This window comes from Paenibacillus harenae DSM 16969, from assembly GCF_000422465.1.
GTDB lineage: Bacteria > Bacillota > Bacilli > Paenibacillales > Paenibacillaceae > Pristimantibacillus > Pristimantibacillus harenae.
Map to the genome: position 1 here is coordinate 302,636 of NZ_KE383843.1, position 15,389 is coordinate 318,024.

At 46.2% G+C, this 15,389-nt stretch carries 14 protein-coding genes and 1 pseudogene; 3 read left to right on the forward strand and 12 right to left on the reverse strand.

Annotated features, from left to right (window positions below; genetic code table 11):
- Positions 1–18 precede the first annotated feature (18 nt).
- The 5 genes from H581_RS34870 to H581_RS0120850 form a co-directional block, all read right to left on the reverse strand.
- A complete protein-coding gene (locus H581_RS34870; protein ID WP_051251156.1) occupies positions 19–531 on the reverse strand; it encodes an MgtC/SapB family protein in 513 nt (170 codons plus the stop codon).
- Positions 532–551: 20 nt separating this feature from the next.
- The gene (locus H581_RS0120835; RefSeq protein WP_036719521.1) at positions 552–1,550 is read right to left on the reverse strand and encodes a LacI family DNA-binding transcriptional regulator; all 999 of its coding nucleotides are present in this window, start codon (positions 1,548–1,550) and stop codon (positions 552–554) included.
- A gap of 37 nt (positions 1,551–1,587) precedes the next feature.
- Entirely contained in the window at positions 1,588–2,439 is an 852-nt protein-coding gene (locus H581_RS0120840; RefSeq protein ID WP_028611692.1) for a carbohydrate ABC transporter permease, read from the reverse strand.
- On the reverse strand, positions 2,440–3,375 hold the full coding sequence (locus H581_RS34875; RefSeq protein WP_084134705.1) for a carbohydrate ABC transporter permease: 936 nt from the start codon (positions 3,373–3,375) through the stop codon (positions 2,440–2,442).
- An 86-nt stretch (positions 3,376–3,461) separates the two neighbouring features.
- The gene (locus H581_RS0120850; protein WP_156889655.1) at positions 3,462–4,781 is read right to left on the reverse strand and encodes an ABC transporter substrate-binding protein; all 1,320 of its coding nucleotides are present in this window, start codon (positions 4,779–4,781) and stop codon (positions 3,462–3,464) included.
- Between the two features lie 442 nt (positions 4,782–5,223).
- Between H581_RS0120850 and H581_RS0120855 the strand changes: the two genes are divergently transcribed.
- Positions 5,224–5,991: an MBL fold metallo-hydrolase gene (locus tag H581_RS0120855; protein WP_028611694.1), complete on the forward strand. Its 768-nt coding sequence runs from the start codon at positions 5,224–5,226 to the stop codon at positions 5,989–5,991.
- Between the two features lie 30 nt (positions 5,992–6,021).
- Entirely contained in the window at positions 6,022–7,497 is a 1,476-nt protein-coding gene (locus H581_RS0120860) for a glycoside hydrolase family 32 protein (protein WP_028611695.1), read from the forward strand.
- A 362-nt stretch (positions 7,498–7,859) separates the two neighbouring features.
- Here H581_RS0120860 and H581_RS0120865 read toward each other — a convergent pair whose 3' ends face one another.
- From H581_RS0120865 to H581_RS0120875, 3 genes are all read right to left on the reverse strand, one after another.
- A complete protein-coding gene (locus tag H581_RS0120865; RefSeq protein ID WP_028611696.1) occupies positions 7,860–8,651 on the reverse strand; it encodes a hypothetical protein in 792 nt (263 codons plus the stop codon).
- A 249-nt stretch (positions 8,652–8,900) separates the two neighbouring features.
- A complete protein-coding gene (locus tag H581_RS34880) occupies positions 8,901–9,632 on the reverse strand; it encodes a DDE-type integrase/transposase/recombinase (protein WP_051251158.1) in 732 nt (243 codons plus the stop codon).
- Between the two features lie 88 nt (positions 9,633–9,720).
- Positions 9,721–10,047, reverse strand: a complete 327-nt coding sequence (locus H581_RS0120875) for a transposase (RefSeq protein WP_028611697.1) — start codon at positions 10,045–10,047, stop codon at positions 9,721–9,723.
- Between the two features lie 78 nt (positions 10,048–10,125).
- On the opposite strand from H581_RS0120875, the pseudogene H581_RS37355 reads away from it, so the two are divergent.
- A pseudogene (locus tag H581_RS37355) lies at positions 10,126–10,341 on the forward strand (transposase); the annotation flags it as partial.
- Between the two features lie 754 nt (positions 10,342–11,095).
- Here the strand turns inward: H581_RS37355 and H581_RS0120880 are convergent.
- From H581_RS0120880 to H581_RS0120895, 4 genes are all read right to left on the reverse strand, one after another.
- Positions 11,096–11,416, reverse strand: coding sequence for a hypothetical protein (locus tag H581_RS0120880; protein ID WP_028611698.1), 321 nt, complete (start codon positions 11,414–11,416; stop codon positions 11,096–11,098).
- A gap of 160 nt (positions 11,417–11,576) precedes the next feature.
- A complete protein-coding gene (gene sigK / locus H581_RS0120885) occupies positions 11,577–12,278 on the reverse strand; it encodes an RNA polymerase sporulation sigma factor SigK (protein ID WP_028611699.1) in 702 nt (233 codons plus the stop codon).
- A 136-nt stretch (positions 12,279–12,414) separates the two neighbouring features.
- Positions 12,415–14,226: a DUF2201 family putative metallopeptidase gene (locus H581_RS0120890; protein ID WP_028611700.1), complete on the reverse strand. Its 1,812-nt coding sequence runs from the start codon at positions 14,224–14,226 to the stop codon at positions 12,415–12,417.
- Complete coding sequence (locus H581_RS0120895) at positions 14,226–15,284, reverse strand: AAA family ATPase (RefSeq protein ID WP_028611701.1); 1,059 nt, start codon at positions 15,282–15,284, stop codon at positions 14,226–14,228. The genes H581_RS0120890 and H581_RS0120895 overlap by 1 nt, the downstream gene beginning before the upstream one ends.
- Between the last annotated feature and the right edge of the window lie 105 nt (positions 15,285–15,389).

Genomic DNA, 15,389 nt, shown 5'->3' on the forward strand with positions numbered 1-15,389 from the left:
CTCTCCATGAACAACTGCTTATTCCAACTGGATGCCAGCCTCCTGTTCTACTCTTTTGGAAGCTGACATTCGCTTGCTTTCCAGATGGTTACCTAATTTCGCCATCGCCATTGATACGATATACGTAAAAAGTACCAGTTCGTAGAAACCCGCTCCGATCCCGATGCCAATCCCCCCGACGTATAGGATCATAGCGGCAGATGTCAAACCCTTGACTTGCAGACCGTTCTTCAAAATGACCCCTGCGCCCAAGAAACCGAGCCCGGACACAATCTGAGCCGCGAGCCGCATAGGGTCCATCATCGTATTCGTTCCGAGTTCGTTATATTTCTCCACGCTGTGGATCGAAATTAATGTGATCAAGCAGCAGGCTGTGCAGACGTACATATAAGTTTTGATTCCCGCCGGCTTGCTCTTGGCTTCCCGGTCCCAGCCGATCAGAAATCCTAACACAGCGCTTAATAATATCTGAAAGAAAATAACCGCGTGATTTATCAAATACGTAACGGAAACCGAGAAGATATCCTCCATCCTGCTTCCCCCCTGCCGCCTTAAATCGATGATCGCTGGATGAGCTTCGAAGGAAGCATATAATGCTCTTGAAAATCGGCAGACGGCGAGTTGATCCGCTTCAGCAAAATTTCTGCCGCTTTTACGCCCATTTCATAAGTTGGCTGCCTGATGACTGATAAGCTCGGTTTCGTAATCGAAGACCATTCGTAGTCGTCAAAACCGATGACAGCTATTTGACCGGGAATTTCAATTTGGTGATCGATCAAATATTGCATCACCCGGATCGTCATTTGATTGTTGACGATAAATACGGCGGTAATTCCCGCTTCGAGCAGTTCTTCGATCAAACGCTGCCCTTCATGCCCTGTCCTGTCCTTTGACCTGTGCTTGATCAACCGGTCGTCTACAGCAATTTCCGCTTCCTCCAATGCGGCCACGTAACCCGATAACCGTTCTTTGCTTGTGCTGATATTGTATGTTCCGTTAATGAGCCCGATTCTTTGATGGCCCTTGCTAATCAGCGTTTGCGTCGCTTCGTACGCCGCTTGAAAGTTGTTAATCGCGATGCAATCTTTCTTGCAGCCGAGCGGATTTCTGTCAATGAATACGGCAGGAAAATCGTCCGGGAAGCAATCTTCCAGATGGGAATATTTCTCGGCCAGAGAAGCAATGATCATGCCGCATGCATATTGATCAACGGATTGACGAATATACTGCTTCTCTTTCTCCAAGCTGTACTCCGAATTCATGACGATTAATTGATGGCCGTTCTCGCTGAGCACGCTTTGGATTGCGCTGGCCAGCTCGGTAAAGAAATAGTTGGTCAAATCGGGGACGACAAATCCCACAATATTCGATTTGCCCTTCCGCAACGTCTGGGCGAAGTTGTTCGGTTTATAGTTCAGCGTTTCCATAGCCTCCAGAACTTTCTTCCGTACGCTCTCGGAAACAAATTTGTTTCGGTTGTTAATGACGTTGGAAACCGTTGCCGTCGAGCATCCGGCCATCTTCGCCACTTCTTTGATAGAAACCTTCATCGTGTTCTCCTTCTATCCATTCAAATTATGAAACGATTCATCCTTTAATCCCGGAAGAGGCAACGGAACGTATGAATTGTTTCTGAGCTGCGACAAACAAAATCAGAAGCGGCAGCGACATCATGGTGGCAAATGCAAAGATTTGTCCCCACTGCGTATCCGATTGGGTGATAAATAAGGTTTGCATCGCCAGCGGCAACGGCCGAACCTCTTCACCCCGGGTGACCAAGATCGGCCATAGCAAATCCCCCCATCGGCCCAGCGCGTAAAAGATGACGACAGTAGCAATCACCGGTCTGGATAACGGCAAAATGATGCGGCGGTAGATCGTCAGATAGCCCGCTCCGTCCATAATGGCCGCCTCCTGCAGTTCGTTCGGGAGCTGACGGAAAAACTGGTAAAACAAAAAGATGAATAACGATTCCGCCAAAAAGGGCACAATTTGGACAATATACGTATCGACAATACGAATCTCATTCACGAGCAGAAGCATCGGAATTGCAACGGATTCCACAGGAATGATTATGAGCGCCACGATCATGGGAATGAACACCTTTTGTCCGCCGAAGTTCAGCTTCGCCAAGGCATAAGCGAACATACTGTTAATGATTGTACCAAAAATGATGGTTAACCCGGTAATGATGACTGAATTGAGAAAAAATCGGGAAAAATTCATCCGTTCCAGCACTTTAAAGTAGTTATCGAGCCCGATCTGACCGTAAGGAACGAACGCTTTGATATTGCTCATGTCACTCAAAATCTGCATTTCACTAAGCTTCAAGGACGACACGATCATAAATACGGTCGGAAATAAAAAAATAAACAAGAAAAGCGACAACAGACTATAATGTAAAATGTTTGATGCCACCTTATATTTCTTAGAGGTCATTTACGAGTCCCCCTGACTGGACTTAGACAGTTTCATCTGGATCAGCGAAATGATAAGCACAATGATTAGGAAAATCACGCTCATCGCCGAAGCGTAGCCGACTTTCATATTGATAAAGCCTTCGGAGTAGATCAGATATACCAGCGTCAAGGTGGATTTGTGAGGTCCTCCTCCCGTCAGCGACACAATCTGGGTAAACAGTCTAAAGCTAAGGATCGTTGTTGAAATCATAATGAAAATCAACTGATTTCTTAGCAGCGGCAATGTAATATGAAGGAATCTTGTCGCTTGGCCGGCCCCGTCAATCTTGCCGGCTTCATACAATTCTTCGGGGATATTCTGCAAGCCTGCCAGAAAGATGACCATTTGAAATCCGGCCCCTTGCCATACCGACAACATAATGATGGCAATTAAAGAGGTGTTCGGATCGAACAACCATTGCTTCGGCTCAAAGGCGCCGAACGTGACAAAATGCAGCAGCGCATTGATAAACCCGTGCTGATCCGGGCGCAGCAGCAGCGACCAGACGATCGATACGACCACCATGCTAATGACGACCGGACTAAAGTAAACGGTCCTGAATAATGTAATGAACGGCTTCTTGCTATTAATCAGCATGGCTAACGCGAGCGCTAAGGCCGATTGCACGGGAGCAGCGATCAGAACAAACTTCACAGTATTCATGAGCGCAATGAAAAAATCCTGACTTTGAAAGATTCGAATATAGTTATCCAACCCGACGAAAGACAACTCGCGGTTCGGCGGCATGATCAGCATTCGATTGGTCATCGAGTAAAACACGCTCATCAGAAAGGGCAAGATCAAAAAAACAAGAAGCACGATCAAGGCGGGAGCGCTGAGCAGCCAGCCGACCCATACTTCATTCGTTCCGGAAAAGGCGTACCTCCATCGTTTTTTGGTTTTGATCGCATTCATCCATGGTTTCTCCTTTACGAATCTGGAGTAAGTGAAGCGGATTCCATTCCATTAGAATTCGCTTCACCTCATCGTACTCCTGTCTATTACTCGAAATAGCCTGCATCTTTAATGGTTTGATCAATGTTTTTCGCGGCTTCATCCAATTCTTTCTGGACGTCCGCTCCCAGGATCATATTCATCGTTGCCGCACCGATGCTTTTTTGGAAGGTGGAGAAGGCCGGCGTAAGCGGTCTTGGCCATGCGTGTCCAAGCTCCAGCTGCTCGCGGTACAAGTAATATTTCCCGCCCGGCTTATATTGGTCCATACTGTCCAGAACCGAAATCCGCGAAGGAATCGCCCCGTTCGCCTCGGAGATGCCTTTGACGTTCTCTGCGGACATAAAATATTCAAGCGCTTCCCAAGCCGCTTCCGTCACGTCTTCTTCCTCCGCTCGGGAGGTCATGGTCCAGCCCCAGCTTCCGCCGGTCGTATATACCCCATTGCCGAAATCCGGGAATGGAATGAGAATCGCATCGTCACCCAAGCTTTCTTCATGGGCAGGTCCCATCCAGTGTCCGACTAGCATTAAGGCAGAAATTTTCGAACCGTGGAAATCGTCCTTGGTGGTTTGTACTTTGTTCACATACCCTTGATTGATCAAATCCTGCAAGTACTTAAACGCATTGACGGTTGCTTCACTGTTTAATACTCCATCAGCCAGGTGAGTTTCCTTGTTTTCAAAATCCCCGCCAAAGCCTTTGACCCAAGGCAGATAGGAATAAATCCACCAGCCTTCGCCCCTTGCAACGGAAACATCCAGCGCGTATTCGACTTCAGGCAGCTCTTGCAGCTTAGCCAGCGCGTCTTCAAATTCCTCTTTGCTCCACGCATCGTTCACACTGGTTGGAATGCGGACGCCCGCTTTCTCCAAATACGATTTATTGGCCCAGAAGCTCATTCCGCTTTCAAATTGGCCAATGAAGTACTGTTTGCCGTCATAGGTGCCCTCTTCAAGAACGGACGGCAACATATCATCCTTCAATTCTGGCGTCAGGTAATTTTCGAGCGGATTTAGGAAGCCTTGGTAAGCCATGTAAGGCATTTCCGTAAAATCGATGTCCAGAATGTGAGGCAGTCCGCCCGTGAGCGCGGCAGCCCGCATTTGATCGTGATACGATTCATTCGGAAGCGTTGTCGCTTTGATCTCGATCTTGTCTTGCGATTTGTTGAAGTTATCAATCATTTTGTCGTAAAATATGCTTTCCGCTTCGGTTCCCGCATGCTTCCACAGCTCCAAAACAATCTTGTCAGCGCTTTCACCCCCTGCTGCAGCAGGTTCCTTCGTTGTTTCGCTTGCATTGCTCGTATTGTCTACGTTTGGATTGTCCTGTTTCGACGCGCAAGCAACTGCTATCAAAGTCAAGATAAGTACACAACACAATAAAGATATTTTTTTCAAAACAGCTCCCGCCTTTCAATTGTTTTGTACCAAGCTTGTTTTCAACACTTCATGCCATAACGTATTTCCGCCGTCGCCCCTCCTTATAGGTTCACCTCCAAATTTACATAAATCGTTTAACTCGTTTAAATCGTACGCCACACCCATTTCCCTTGTCAATCATGAATCTTGTTAACTGTTTGTAAAAAAACCTTTTTGAGCAAAAATAAATGAGGAAAACGCTTGTGTACCAACATTTTATTTATTTTATCCCTGTTTCACGACTCTCTCCGATTTTACATTTGGTTTATATTAAATTTACTTGTGTGTTCACTGCGATCGTGATACTATCGAGCCAAAAGCACAAAGTTTAGTTAAACGTTTTATGTATCTTGTGCTTTATTAACGAAGAAAAGAGGTATTTGAAATGGACATCACAGTAAAATTTCTAGGTTCCAACGATGCCGTACCTGATGTCGACAACGACACCGTCAGTTTTGTTATCAATGACCGTACTCTCGTCGATACGGGCTGGTGCGCGGTTCATAACTTAAGGAGAAACGGCATCGATCCGCTGGAGATCGACCATTTGCTGTTCACTCATTTTCATCAAGATCATTACTTGTCGCTGCCTTCGCTGCTCTTTTATTGGGTGATGAATGGCAAAAACCTCGAGGGCCTTCGAATTCTAGGTCCTGCCGCAGAAGTGCATCAAGTTGTGAAGCGTACGGTGGACTTTTTGCAGCTTGAAAGATTTTTTCCCCATCTTTCTGAGCCCATCGTCATTCCGATCGAAGCCGGGGATACTTATGAATATGGGGATGTAAAACTTTCCACGTGCGCGTCCAAGCATACCGTCCCCGCTTTGTGCTACAAATATACTCACAAACCGTCCGGAAAGCAGATTTCGTTTACCGGCGATACGGCGTGGCATCCTCCAATCGTCGAGCATGTGAAGGGCAGTTCGCTGCTTATCCATGAAGCCAGTATGGGAACGCAAGAAGTGGCGCCGGATAATCCGTATGCTCATTCCAGCGCCATGGACGCTGTAAGGGTGGCTGAAGCAGCGGGAGTCGATAAATTGTGTCTCGTTCACGCCAGAACCGCTTATATTGATGATTCGCTTAAGCGTGCGCGGCAGCTTTTTTCGAAAGAAGTTTTTTGGCCCCGTGCGGGACAAGAAGTACATGTGTGATTGTATTAACTTTTCACTGGAGGCATCCATATGAACACTCATCAGAAGAAGTTGGAAGAAGCCAACCAAGCCTTGAGACAAGCGGTAGCACAGCTTCACTTCGATCCGCACAAGCCGGCATTCCATGCTCATGCGCCGGCGAACTGGATGAACGACCCGAATGGGCTGGTTTACTATAACGACGAATACCACTTGTTTTACCAGCACAATCCGTTCGTTCCAAAGCAGTGGGAGAGGGGAACGATCCATTGGGGCCATATGAAAAGCAAAGATTTGGTGCATTGGGAACACCTCCCCATCGCTTTGGCACCCAGCGAAGATTATGACCGCGACGGCTGTTTCTCCGGCGGTGCCGTTATCCATGATGGAAAACTGTATTTGTTCTATACGTCCAACATCTTTACCGTACCGCCGGGCCTTCCGGACGATTTATTGCAGCAGCAGTGCGTCGCCGTTAGCGTTGACGGGGTACATTTCGACAAGTCGGAATTGAACCCGGTAATCAAGCATCCCCCGGCCGGCATCGGGCAAGACAACCATTTCCGTGACCCGAACGTTTTTTTTCACGAAGGAACCTGGTATATGCTGGTCGGGAATCGTCTGGGGGACAACGGGAAAATATTGTTATACCGCTCCCGTGATCTTCTACAGTGGGAATATGTGAAAGTGTTCGGCGAAAGCAGCGGCGACATGGGGTATATGTGGGAATGTCCCGATTTCTTCTCGATGAACGGCAAAGACATGCTTGCTTTTTCGCCCCAGGGCATCGGATGGCCAGATCAGCCGAACATCTCGGGATATTATCTTGGACGGTTGAATAACGAGACGCTTGATTTCTCGCACGGGGAATTTCACAAATTGGATCACGGGTTTGATTTTTACGCTCCTCAATCGTTCACGGACGGGAAGGGAAGAAGAATCTTGTTCGGCTGGATGAGAATGCCTCGTAATGCGGACAAGCAATGGGCCGGCTCTATGACCTTGCCAAGGGAACTGCGGGTAACCGGCGACCGCCTGACGATTCATCCGGTAGAGGAATTAACATTGCTACGGCAGCAGCAAGCTACGGTTTCAGACGTTCGGTTAAGACAAGATGTAAAAACAACGCTCCCAAGTATAAAAGGAATTTGCATCGAGTTATTGTGTAAGTTCGACCTGACAAACACGGACGCGGCCGAATTCGGTCTTGAAATTCGAAGCTCTCTTAACGGGGATCAGAAAACGGTGATCACTTATTCCAAAGAACATAACACGATCACGCTGGATCGTAATCAGTCTGGGGACTATGTTTCGGGGACGCGCGTATTGGAGATGCAGCGGCTGTCGGATGAATTGGAGTTGCACATCTTCTTGGATACTAGCATGATGGAGATGTTCATTAATAAAGGCGAATATGTTATGTCGGGTTGGCTTTTCCCCGATCCCGGCAACGAGAATATTGTGTTCTTCTCTCACGGAGGGAACACGACCGTCAAATCGGTGGATTGCTGGGGTCTGAAATTGTAAGTCGTGTCGGCGGGGCTGTCCCAAGGGTCATAAGGACTTGGGGCAGTCTTCTTTTCTTTCAAAAGTACTTACGCGATCCTGCGGCATGTTACATCTTATTCTTTTGAATATTATGCTTTGATTCATCTCATACGGTCCTCCAGTGCATGCATGTAACGGACTGAGCAGAGCTTATATCGCGGTAAACGGTTCAAAATGAGATCCCCCTCTATTTACTGCTTAACCTTCTAGATTTCAACACTTTGGCAATGTAATATGCAATTATGCCAAGAAATACTCCGAGTATACCAACCGAGGCACTCCTTCTTTGACAAATTCCAAATCTTAGTCCTTACAGGAATGTTTAGCTTAATCGCACATCTTTACCTGCGATCAATTTTTTTTGTTACTTTATGTGCAACTTCGTCAATACCAACTACTTTACGAAATTGCCACTGAATGGCCCTGTTTGATGGCTTGTCATATTCCCATACGTTTTCATACAAAACAATACTGATTGATCCATCGCTCAACTCAGAGTTTTTATAACCATCAGAAAAGGATAGCAATTTATCTTTTGGAATAAATGAATAATATCTCTCACCAAACCACATGCTCCATGTAGATCCAAACCATATCCCTTCCCGTGAAAAGTGATTATGTCCTGGGAAGGATTCGATATCGATCATTTCTCTGTCTTTTAGAATGAAATGCGGCTTAAATGTAACATGTTCTAATGATTTATTAGACTTTATAAAAGCCTCAATATCGGTCTTATTTTGCCATTGTTGATCTTCACAAGAAACCGCATAACCGACTATTCCGTTGTACATTTGAAAAAAAACAGTAAATTTATCCGCAATTTCATTAACCGAGATTTTTTCATAAACAGACTTACTATACATACAAAGAATAGATGGAAGCTGAAGAACGCCTTTGGTTAAGGTAAAGTAGCTTGTATCATTCTTTAAATCTAATTGAAAATAAACATCGTCATTTGAAAATATTTTCTCTAGCTCTCTATGTAGTTGTATTAATTTGAACTTACGTTCCGTTTGCTTAGTCCTCATCTTATCAGGGTTAAACAAAACTAATTCATCAATCCATTGTTTTATGTTTTGGAGGGTAACAACCTCCTCTGGAATAACTATTTTCACGAATAATCCATCTTCCAACTAACCTGCCCCTCCCATCAGTAACGATAATTTCGGAACAACCATTGCATTATCCTGCCCGTTACTTCAATAAAACTAAAAAGGAGCTGCTGCGAAGCGCTTCTTCACTATCGTACCCGTTAGGTTAATCGATTAACATGCCAAGGTTCTGCCATCCAAACAGACTTCCGGGCAACATACATCATATTTTCACTCATGTAAATGAACATATCGGTTAAACACCCTTAGTAGGCGAATGCGGTTGTAATCTTAAATAAACTGACTAACAATTTCGTAGGCCTGTGGATAGGTATTGAATTCATTGCGACGATAGCATTCTAGTTCGATGATGGCATGATAGGATTCAATATGAGCGTTTTTATTCGGCGTTTTAGGCGGAATACGCTCATGGACCACGACAAACTCCGTACAGGCTTCTGCAAATCGGTGGCTGATAAACTGCGGGCCATTATCGGAACGTATGACAGGCTTATCCGCTTGATCAAAGAGCTGGCGCTTCATAAGCGCTTCTTGCGTGATCTGAACGAGATGTTTGGCCTCACAGGTCAGTCCGATATGATAGGCGACAATGGCACGATCAAACACGTCTATGATGCTCATAAGGAAGAAAAATCGTTGCTCACCATGAATCCATCCATACTTAATATCGACTTCCCACAACTGATTGGAGGCGGTTATCACGCGATTGTTCGCAAGTCGCTTGGGATATTTGATGATGATTTTGCGCTGTGGACGAAGCACATCCATGAGTTTGCATAGGCGGTATACTTTCTTCTTGTTGATCTTTAGCTTGTAGCGTCTTCGAAGAAGCACCGTAAGCTTACGATAACCGTACGCTGCGCCTTCTCCTGCCAAGAACTCCGTAATCCATTCACAGATCTGTTCATCGCTAACGGGCTTGCCGTCTTGTGTATACGAGTAACCAGGCGCAGGACGACCGACCCTGAGAACCGATTTGGCTTCTTGCTGGAATCTACTCACATGTGCATAATACGTAGATCGTTCGACCTCTATACACGCAGCACAAAGCTGGTGTTATGCCTTTGTCCAATGTATTTCTGGGCAATCTCTATTTTATCCGCAAGTGCGGGTTCGTTTTTTTTAGTAGGTCTTTGAGAATATCCCTCTCTAAGGCTTGTTCTGCAAAGAGCTTCTTCAGTTTTTCATTTTCTTTTTCCAGCTGTGCATAATCTTCAGCAGTAGGAATGAATTTCTTTTGCTTCATGCTGTTCCCGTCCAACTGATCCAGATCCTTACGGTTCAACTCTCTGGCCCATCTGAGAACCATCTTAGGATCGAGCTCATGTTGACGCGCTACCGCCGTCATATTACCAATCTCTTTCCCCTTGGCTACAACCATTTTCTTGAAGTTTAAGTCGTATTGTTTTTTCTTCATCTCTCGTTCCCCTCCGCTTGATTTTATTGTATCTAAGTAAGGGGTGTACTGTCCAAGTCTAAATAGGGGCTAAATAGTAACGATCTCAAGAACCATGTCGTTCAAGACATCCTTATCACGTGTGTAGACAACCTGGTTGGCTTCTTTTAGGCCATCTCCGCCTGCTATCCGCAGACCGAAATTCAGAAGTGTATCATCCACCAAATCCGCAATTCAACGCGATACGTTTCGTACAAGGATCTAAAGAAAGTAACGGCAGATCTGAAGCCTACATACAAGGCGATGACGGAAGAGACTGCTCTTGTAGCTAGACCGTTACACAAAGTAAACCCGCTTAAGCGCAAGCAGAAACAGATTTCCTAAAATGTATTAAACGAAGGATGGTTTCCTATTGTCAACTTTGCCGCTGACAACTTTAATGTATTCTGCATCCGGGCCTTCAACAGTTGGACCAACATATACCAACGTATTTTCATCCGCATTAATTCTAACACGAGCTTGTTTTCCATTGACGAGTTTATTCTTTAACTGGACACGCTGTACAGGGAGCTTTCCATTACGATATTTCCAGCGATTTTTAGATTTGGCGGATGTTTCAAGCTCCGACGTCTATTCATCTCGAATCCCTCCAACTTATCAACTGTAACCAGAAAGTACATGATTCTACCTAAAGGATAACACAATTTTTACTCATGTTGGATGGATTAAATTTAACCAACTGTCATCTATAAGAGAACCATAACATAAGGCTAGCATCACTACACGGAAGTTACAAACGTTTAATTATTCGACAATTAGTATGATCTTAATATTTCTGTTCGACCTTCTAATTTGGTTCTATATCTGCAACTAGGATAAAGACATTGAGCGAGAATAAAGATCGTTTTCAGTTATTGATAATTTACTACTTCTCTAATTTGATGAAGTCATACATCATCACTTATTTCAAGTTAAGTTATTTGCAAAAGATTGAAGTCCTGCTTCTTAAATATCACATTCGAACACTCTCTATATTCCTGAGGCCCTAGTTTGCTCAAATTGAGCTATGTTATTTATCTTTCTTTGGCAAGAATTTTTGTTTCAATTCGTTAAGAGCAAAATAATACGCTTCAAGATCGTTCATGTTATCTTGTTGTTGATTTTCAACAGTTGATGCTATTTCCAATTCATTAAAGTCAAAGAACACAAGTTTGTTTGGATTTAGTGGATTATATAATACCGGTACTTCCCGCTCCCCATGCAGCCTAGCCGATTCAAACCAATTACATTCCAACATTCTAGCATTTGTATAAATTTTATCATTTAACATTAGCCCATCTTGGGTAAACCGTGCAAGTCTCAGCTCAATGGATTCGACATTCCTTTTCATGAAAAAAACTCCCTCCCTAACTTTACTAGTTTTGCTAGTATAGTTATAGACAGATAGAGTTCAAATCATACATGTTGTACCCGTCGATTTCAAATGCAAAGTAGCACCTTACCATCCGCTTGCTCAGTAAGGTGCTTATACAAATCTAACTGCACACTTTCTAACGTTTCGCCTTATAAAACTCATGATAAAGCTTCATCAACGCCCTTTTCTCAATCCGCGACACATAACTCCGCGAAATCCCAAGCTCCTTCGCAATCTCCCGCTGCGTCCTTTCATCCCCGCCGTGCTCCAGCCCGAAGCGGCCGATCACGACCTCTTTCTCGCGATCATCCAGGATATCGAGGTTCTTGTAGATCTTCGACTTCTCAATCTTCAGCTGCACCTTATCGACAATATCGTCGGCCTCCGTGCCGAGGATATCGATCAGCGTAATTTCATTGCCTTCCTTGTCCGTTCCGATCGGATCATGCAGCGAAACGTCCTTCCGAGTCTTCTTCAAAGACCTAAGGTGCATAAGTATCTCATTCTCGATGCAGCGAGCCGCGAACGTCGCGAGCTTCGTGCCCTTGCCGGTCTGGAAGCTTTCGATCGCTTTGATCAGTCCGATTGTTCCGATGCTAATTAAATCCTCCAGATCCTCCCCCGTATTGTCGAACTTTTTGACAATATGAGCAACCAAACGAAGGTTATGTTCAATCAACAGGTTACGGGAACGCTGATTACCTTCGGCCATCAACTGCAGATGCTTTGTTTCCTCTTCCTCTTGAAGCGGCTGGGGAAACGCGTTGTTTTTGACATACGAGACGAGCAGAGTCAGCTGCTTGATGAACAGTGCTATCGCAGAGAATAATCCAGGCATTGAACCGTACACCCCCACGTTGTATTACCTTGGACAGGAGTCGCGTGCTCTTAGTCCAGGCGAACATTGAAGTCTGTTCTTTAGTGTATGTGGGTAGCAGCCTAGAAGTGCATGTACGGTTTTAAATCGGAGACCATTAATCCATTCGAAATACGGGCCCTCTCGGCATGAACGGCAAATGCCTTCCTTTCGGCAAAATATAAGCGTGGTCCCGTTTCAAAGTTACTTTATCGCACATGCCGTCGGTAATTATAAGGATAGGTCCGTTCTTTGGAAAATCCTCCGCGCGCTGCAGCAAATCAATGCCCGGTTGCAGAACCGTTCCGCCGCGTCCTTTTATTTTCACAGATTCCGCAATATCCTCCGGTTTCATATATCCGGCATCATATGCAGCCGCGTCGCAGAAAACGACTCTTGCCGCATACACGTCACGCGACATACTGTAGCTTGCAATCGCGCCCAAAGACTTTGCCAGCAGCTTTTTATCCATGGAGCCCGATGTGTCGAGAACGACGCCGAAGGTTCTGCCGTCATCATCCGTGCTTTGACCTACCCATTGGGGTCTGGGTATATCGGGCGTTGAAGATTGCCTGCGGCTAACTCTGGCATAAGTCCGGGACTTTTCCATCGGAGAGAAATACCCGTCAAACCATTTTGCCAACTCGATATCCCATTTGATTGCAGGCTGGCCTAACGCCTTTATCTCTTCGATAAGCCCCGCCGGAATGACGCCCCGACCCGTCTCTTCATGGTAAATAAGCCCCTGCTGCAAGGCGTTCCTGCAAAAGTCGTCTATGCTTGTTCCATCCCTTGGATCCCAGAAGCCCGATCTGCCTTTATCCAGCATATCCGCGCCCCCGATACCGCGCAGCGTCGAAAGCTTACGGTACATCCGGATATCCGTGACGATGCGGTCGTAAATAGACTCGGCGGACAAGCCCTTCATCGTATCATCGAGCAATATGCCAACCTGCGGAAATTCCCCGATCCGCATCTCCACCAGCCAATGATTAATGACATAATCGCAGGCCACGTTCCACAAGTGATGATCGCGGCCTTGGCAGCGTTCGTGATGGTGAAGTCCTGCATGAAGCAGCTCGTGCGCCATGACGAATTTGCATTCCTCTTCATTTAAGCCGGCAGCAGGATTTAAATAGATTTCTTGATCGATCATGTCGATCGCCGCAACGGAAATATCGAGCCGCTGGCAGACGGCTGCGTCTTCAATCAATTTAAATCCGGAAGCCAGCGCTCCCAGCAGAGGATAATGGTCAATGAACCATCTTCTAGCCTTTGCGGCGGGCGTAAGCCTCTCCTCTTGGTCGAAAATGGTCGTATCATAGCCCGCCGCTACCTTTACCGCCTTCGAGACCGCCATGTTTAAGCCTGCGGCAAAGGAGCCTTCCCAATCGATCTTGCGGCCGCGATAATAGGATTGCAAGTCTTCCTGAAAAAGCATATCCGCCGATTTCCCGCCTGCCGTTCCATGATATTTCAGTTCTTCCGGGATGCCTCTCTCAAGCAAGAGCTCGTAAAGCCTCTCTTCGCTGCTAACCGGAGTATCCAATCGAAAGCCGAAACCGTCAGGACTTTTGCCCAGCTTCATATCTGACAAAAATTTAGAAATATACACGTCGCAGGCGATATTCCACGCTGCCTGATTTTCTTTTTTCTGAAAATGGCCGAAACCAAGATGGAGCAAGCAGTGCGCAAGCACATAAATCCATTCCAATGTCTCTCCCCGCCGTTTTGGATGCGCATGGATGACCCCATCCATCGTGACGACTGCCCAACCGTCCTCCGGGCATCTGGCGTAATCGTCCTCTTTCCTGCGAAAATGAGCATGGCTTGCAAGCGGAGCGAACATCGGATGGGTCTGAATGAACTGAAGAGCGTCCATATAGCATTGCGTCGCGACATCCAGTTTATGGTTTTGTTTTTTCCCCATTACTTGTCCTTGCCGGCTAACCGGGGTAAATCACGGATAACCTCAACGGTAAACCAGCCGGGCAGCAATTGGCCTTCCCCATGGTCGGCAACGACGAGCTGAGCCATTTCCAGGCTGATCTCGCTTAGCTCTTTAATGAGAGCTTTCGCCCGATGCGCAAACGATTTATGATCTTCCTTCAATGAATCCTTATTATCAGGAAGCGTCTTGATGATTTGTGCGCGGAAGGATAGAGCAAGAAAATAGAGCAGATCGCGATCGGCTGCCTCCGCAGGAAATCTGGCGTCGCCATTCATAATCCGGTTGAGCTGGAACTTTCCGTTCAGGTTTTTATGGAACGCTTTGAACTGCAGGGCATGATCGGGCGACAAACAGCCCCTTGCAAGCACCTCGATGGTTTCAATAGGAAGATCTTTATTAAATTCTTTCATCGCATCGCTAAGCATATGCCAGGAACGGGGCGTGGAGAACGGCTCCTCCGTCTTCGGGGGCTGCGTCCATAAATGATCGGGTCTCGCCTGAAGGTATTCTATAACATGGGGATGAATGCCGACTTGATACGCCCATTCAAACCACTCTTTCGGCGATACTTTAAGCTGGACATGAAACATCCGGTTAATGAGAGCCGAAGACATCGGTTTAACGATCGCGCTGTCTTGGGCGCGGTTACCGGCGCCGATAACAATAGAACCCTTCGGCAGATGGTACTCTCCGATTCGCCGCTCGTGAATTAAACTGTAAAACGCCTTTTGCACCTCTTGCGAGCAAGCGTTCAACTCATCAAGAAACAAACAGTAAGGCTCTTCTCTCGCAATCATTTTGGGCGGACAAAAGACGCTGACGCCGTCCCTGATCTGAGGAACCCCGATAATATCCTCGGGCGCCAATTGACTGCCGAGCAGCGACACGCAAGGAAGGCCTAACTCTGCCGCAAAGTGCTCAACAAGCGATGATTTGCCGATTCCGGGAGGCCCCCAAATAAACACCGGCCTAACGACGGCGACATTCAGCAGAACCCCCGTTAATTCCTTCTGTGAAACCGTAACTCCAATATTCATCCTATCGGTTATTCTCCTTTTCGTCCTTTGTAACGTCTGCCTATTATTATAGCTAATTTCTCTTCTATTTAGCGAATTCTCTTAATTGGACAGCTAATGGCGTGG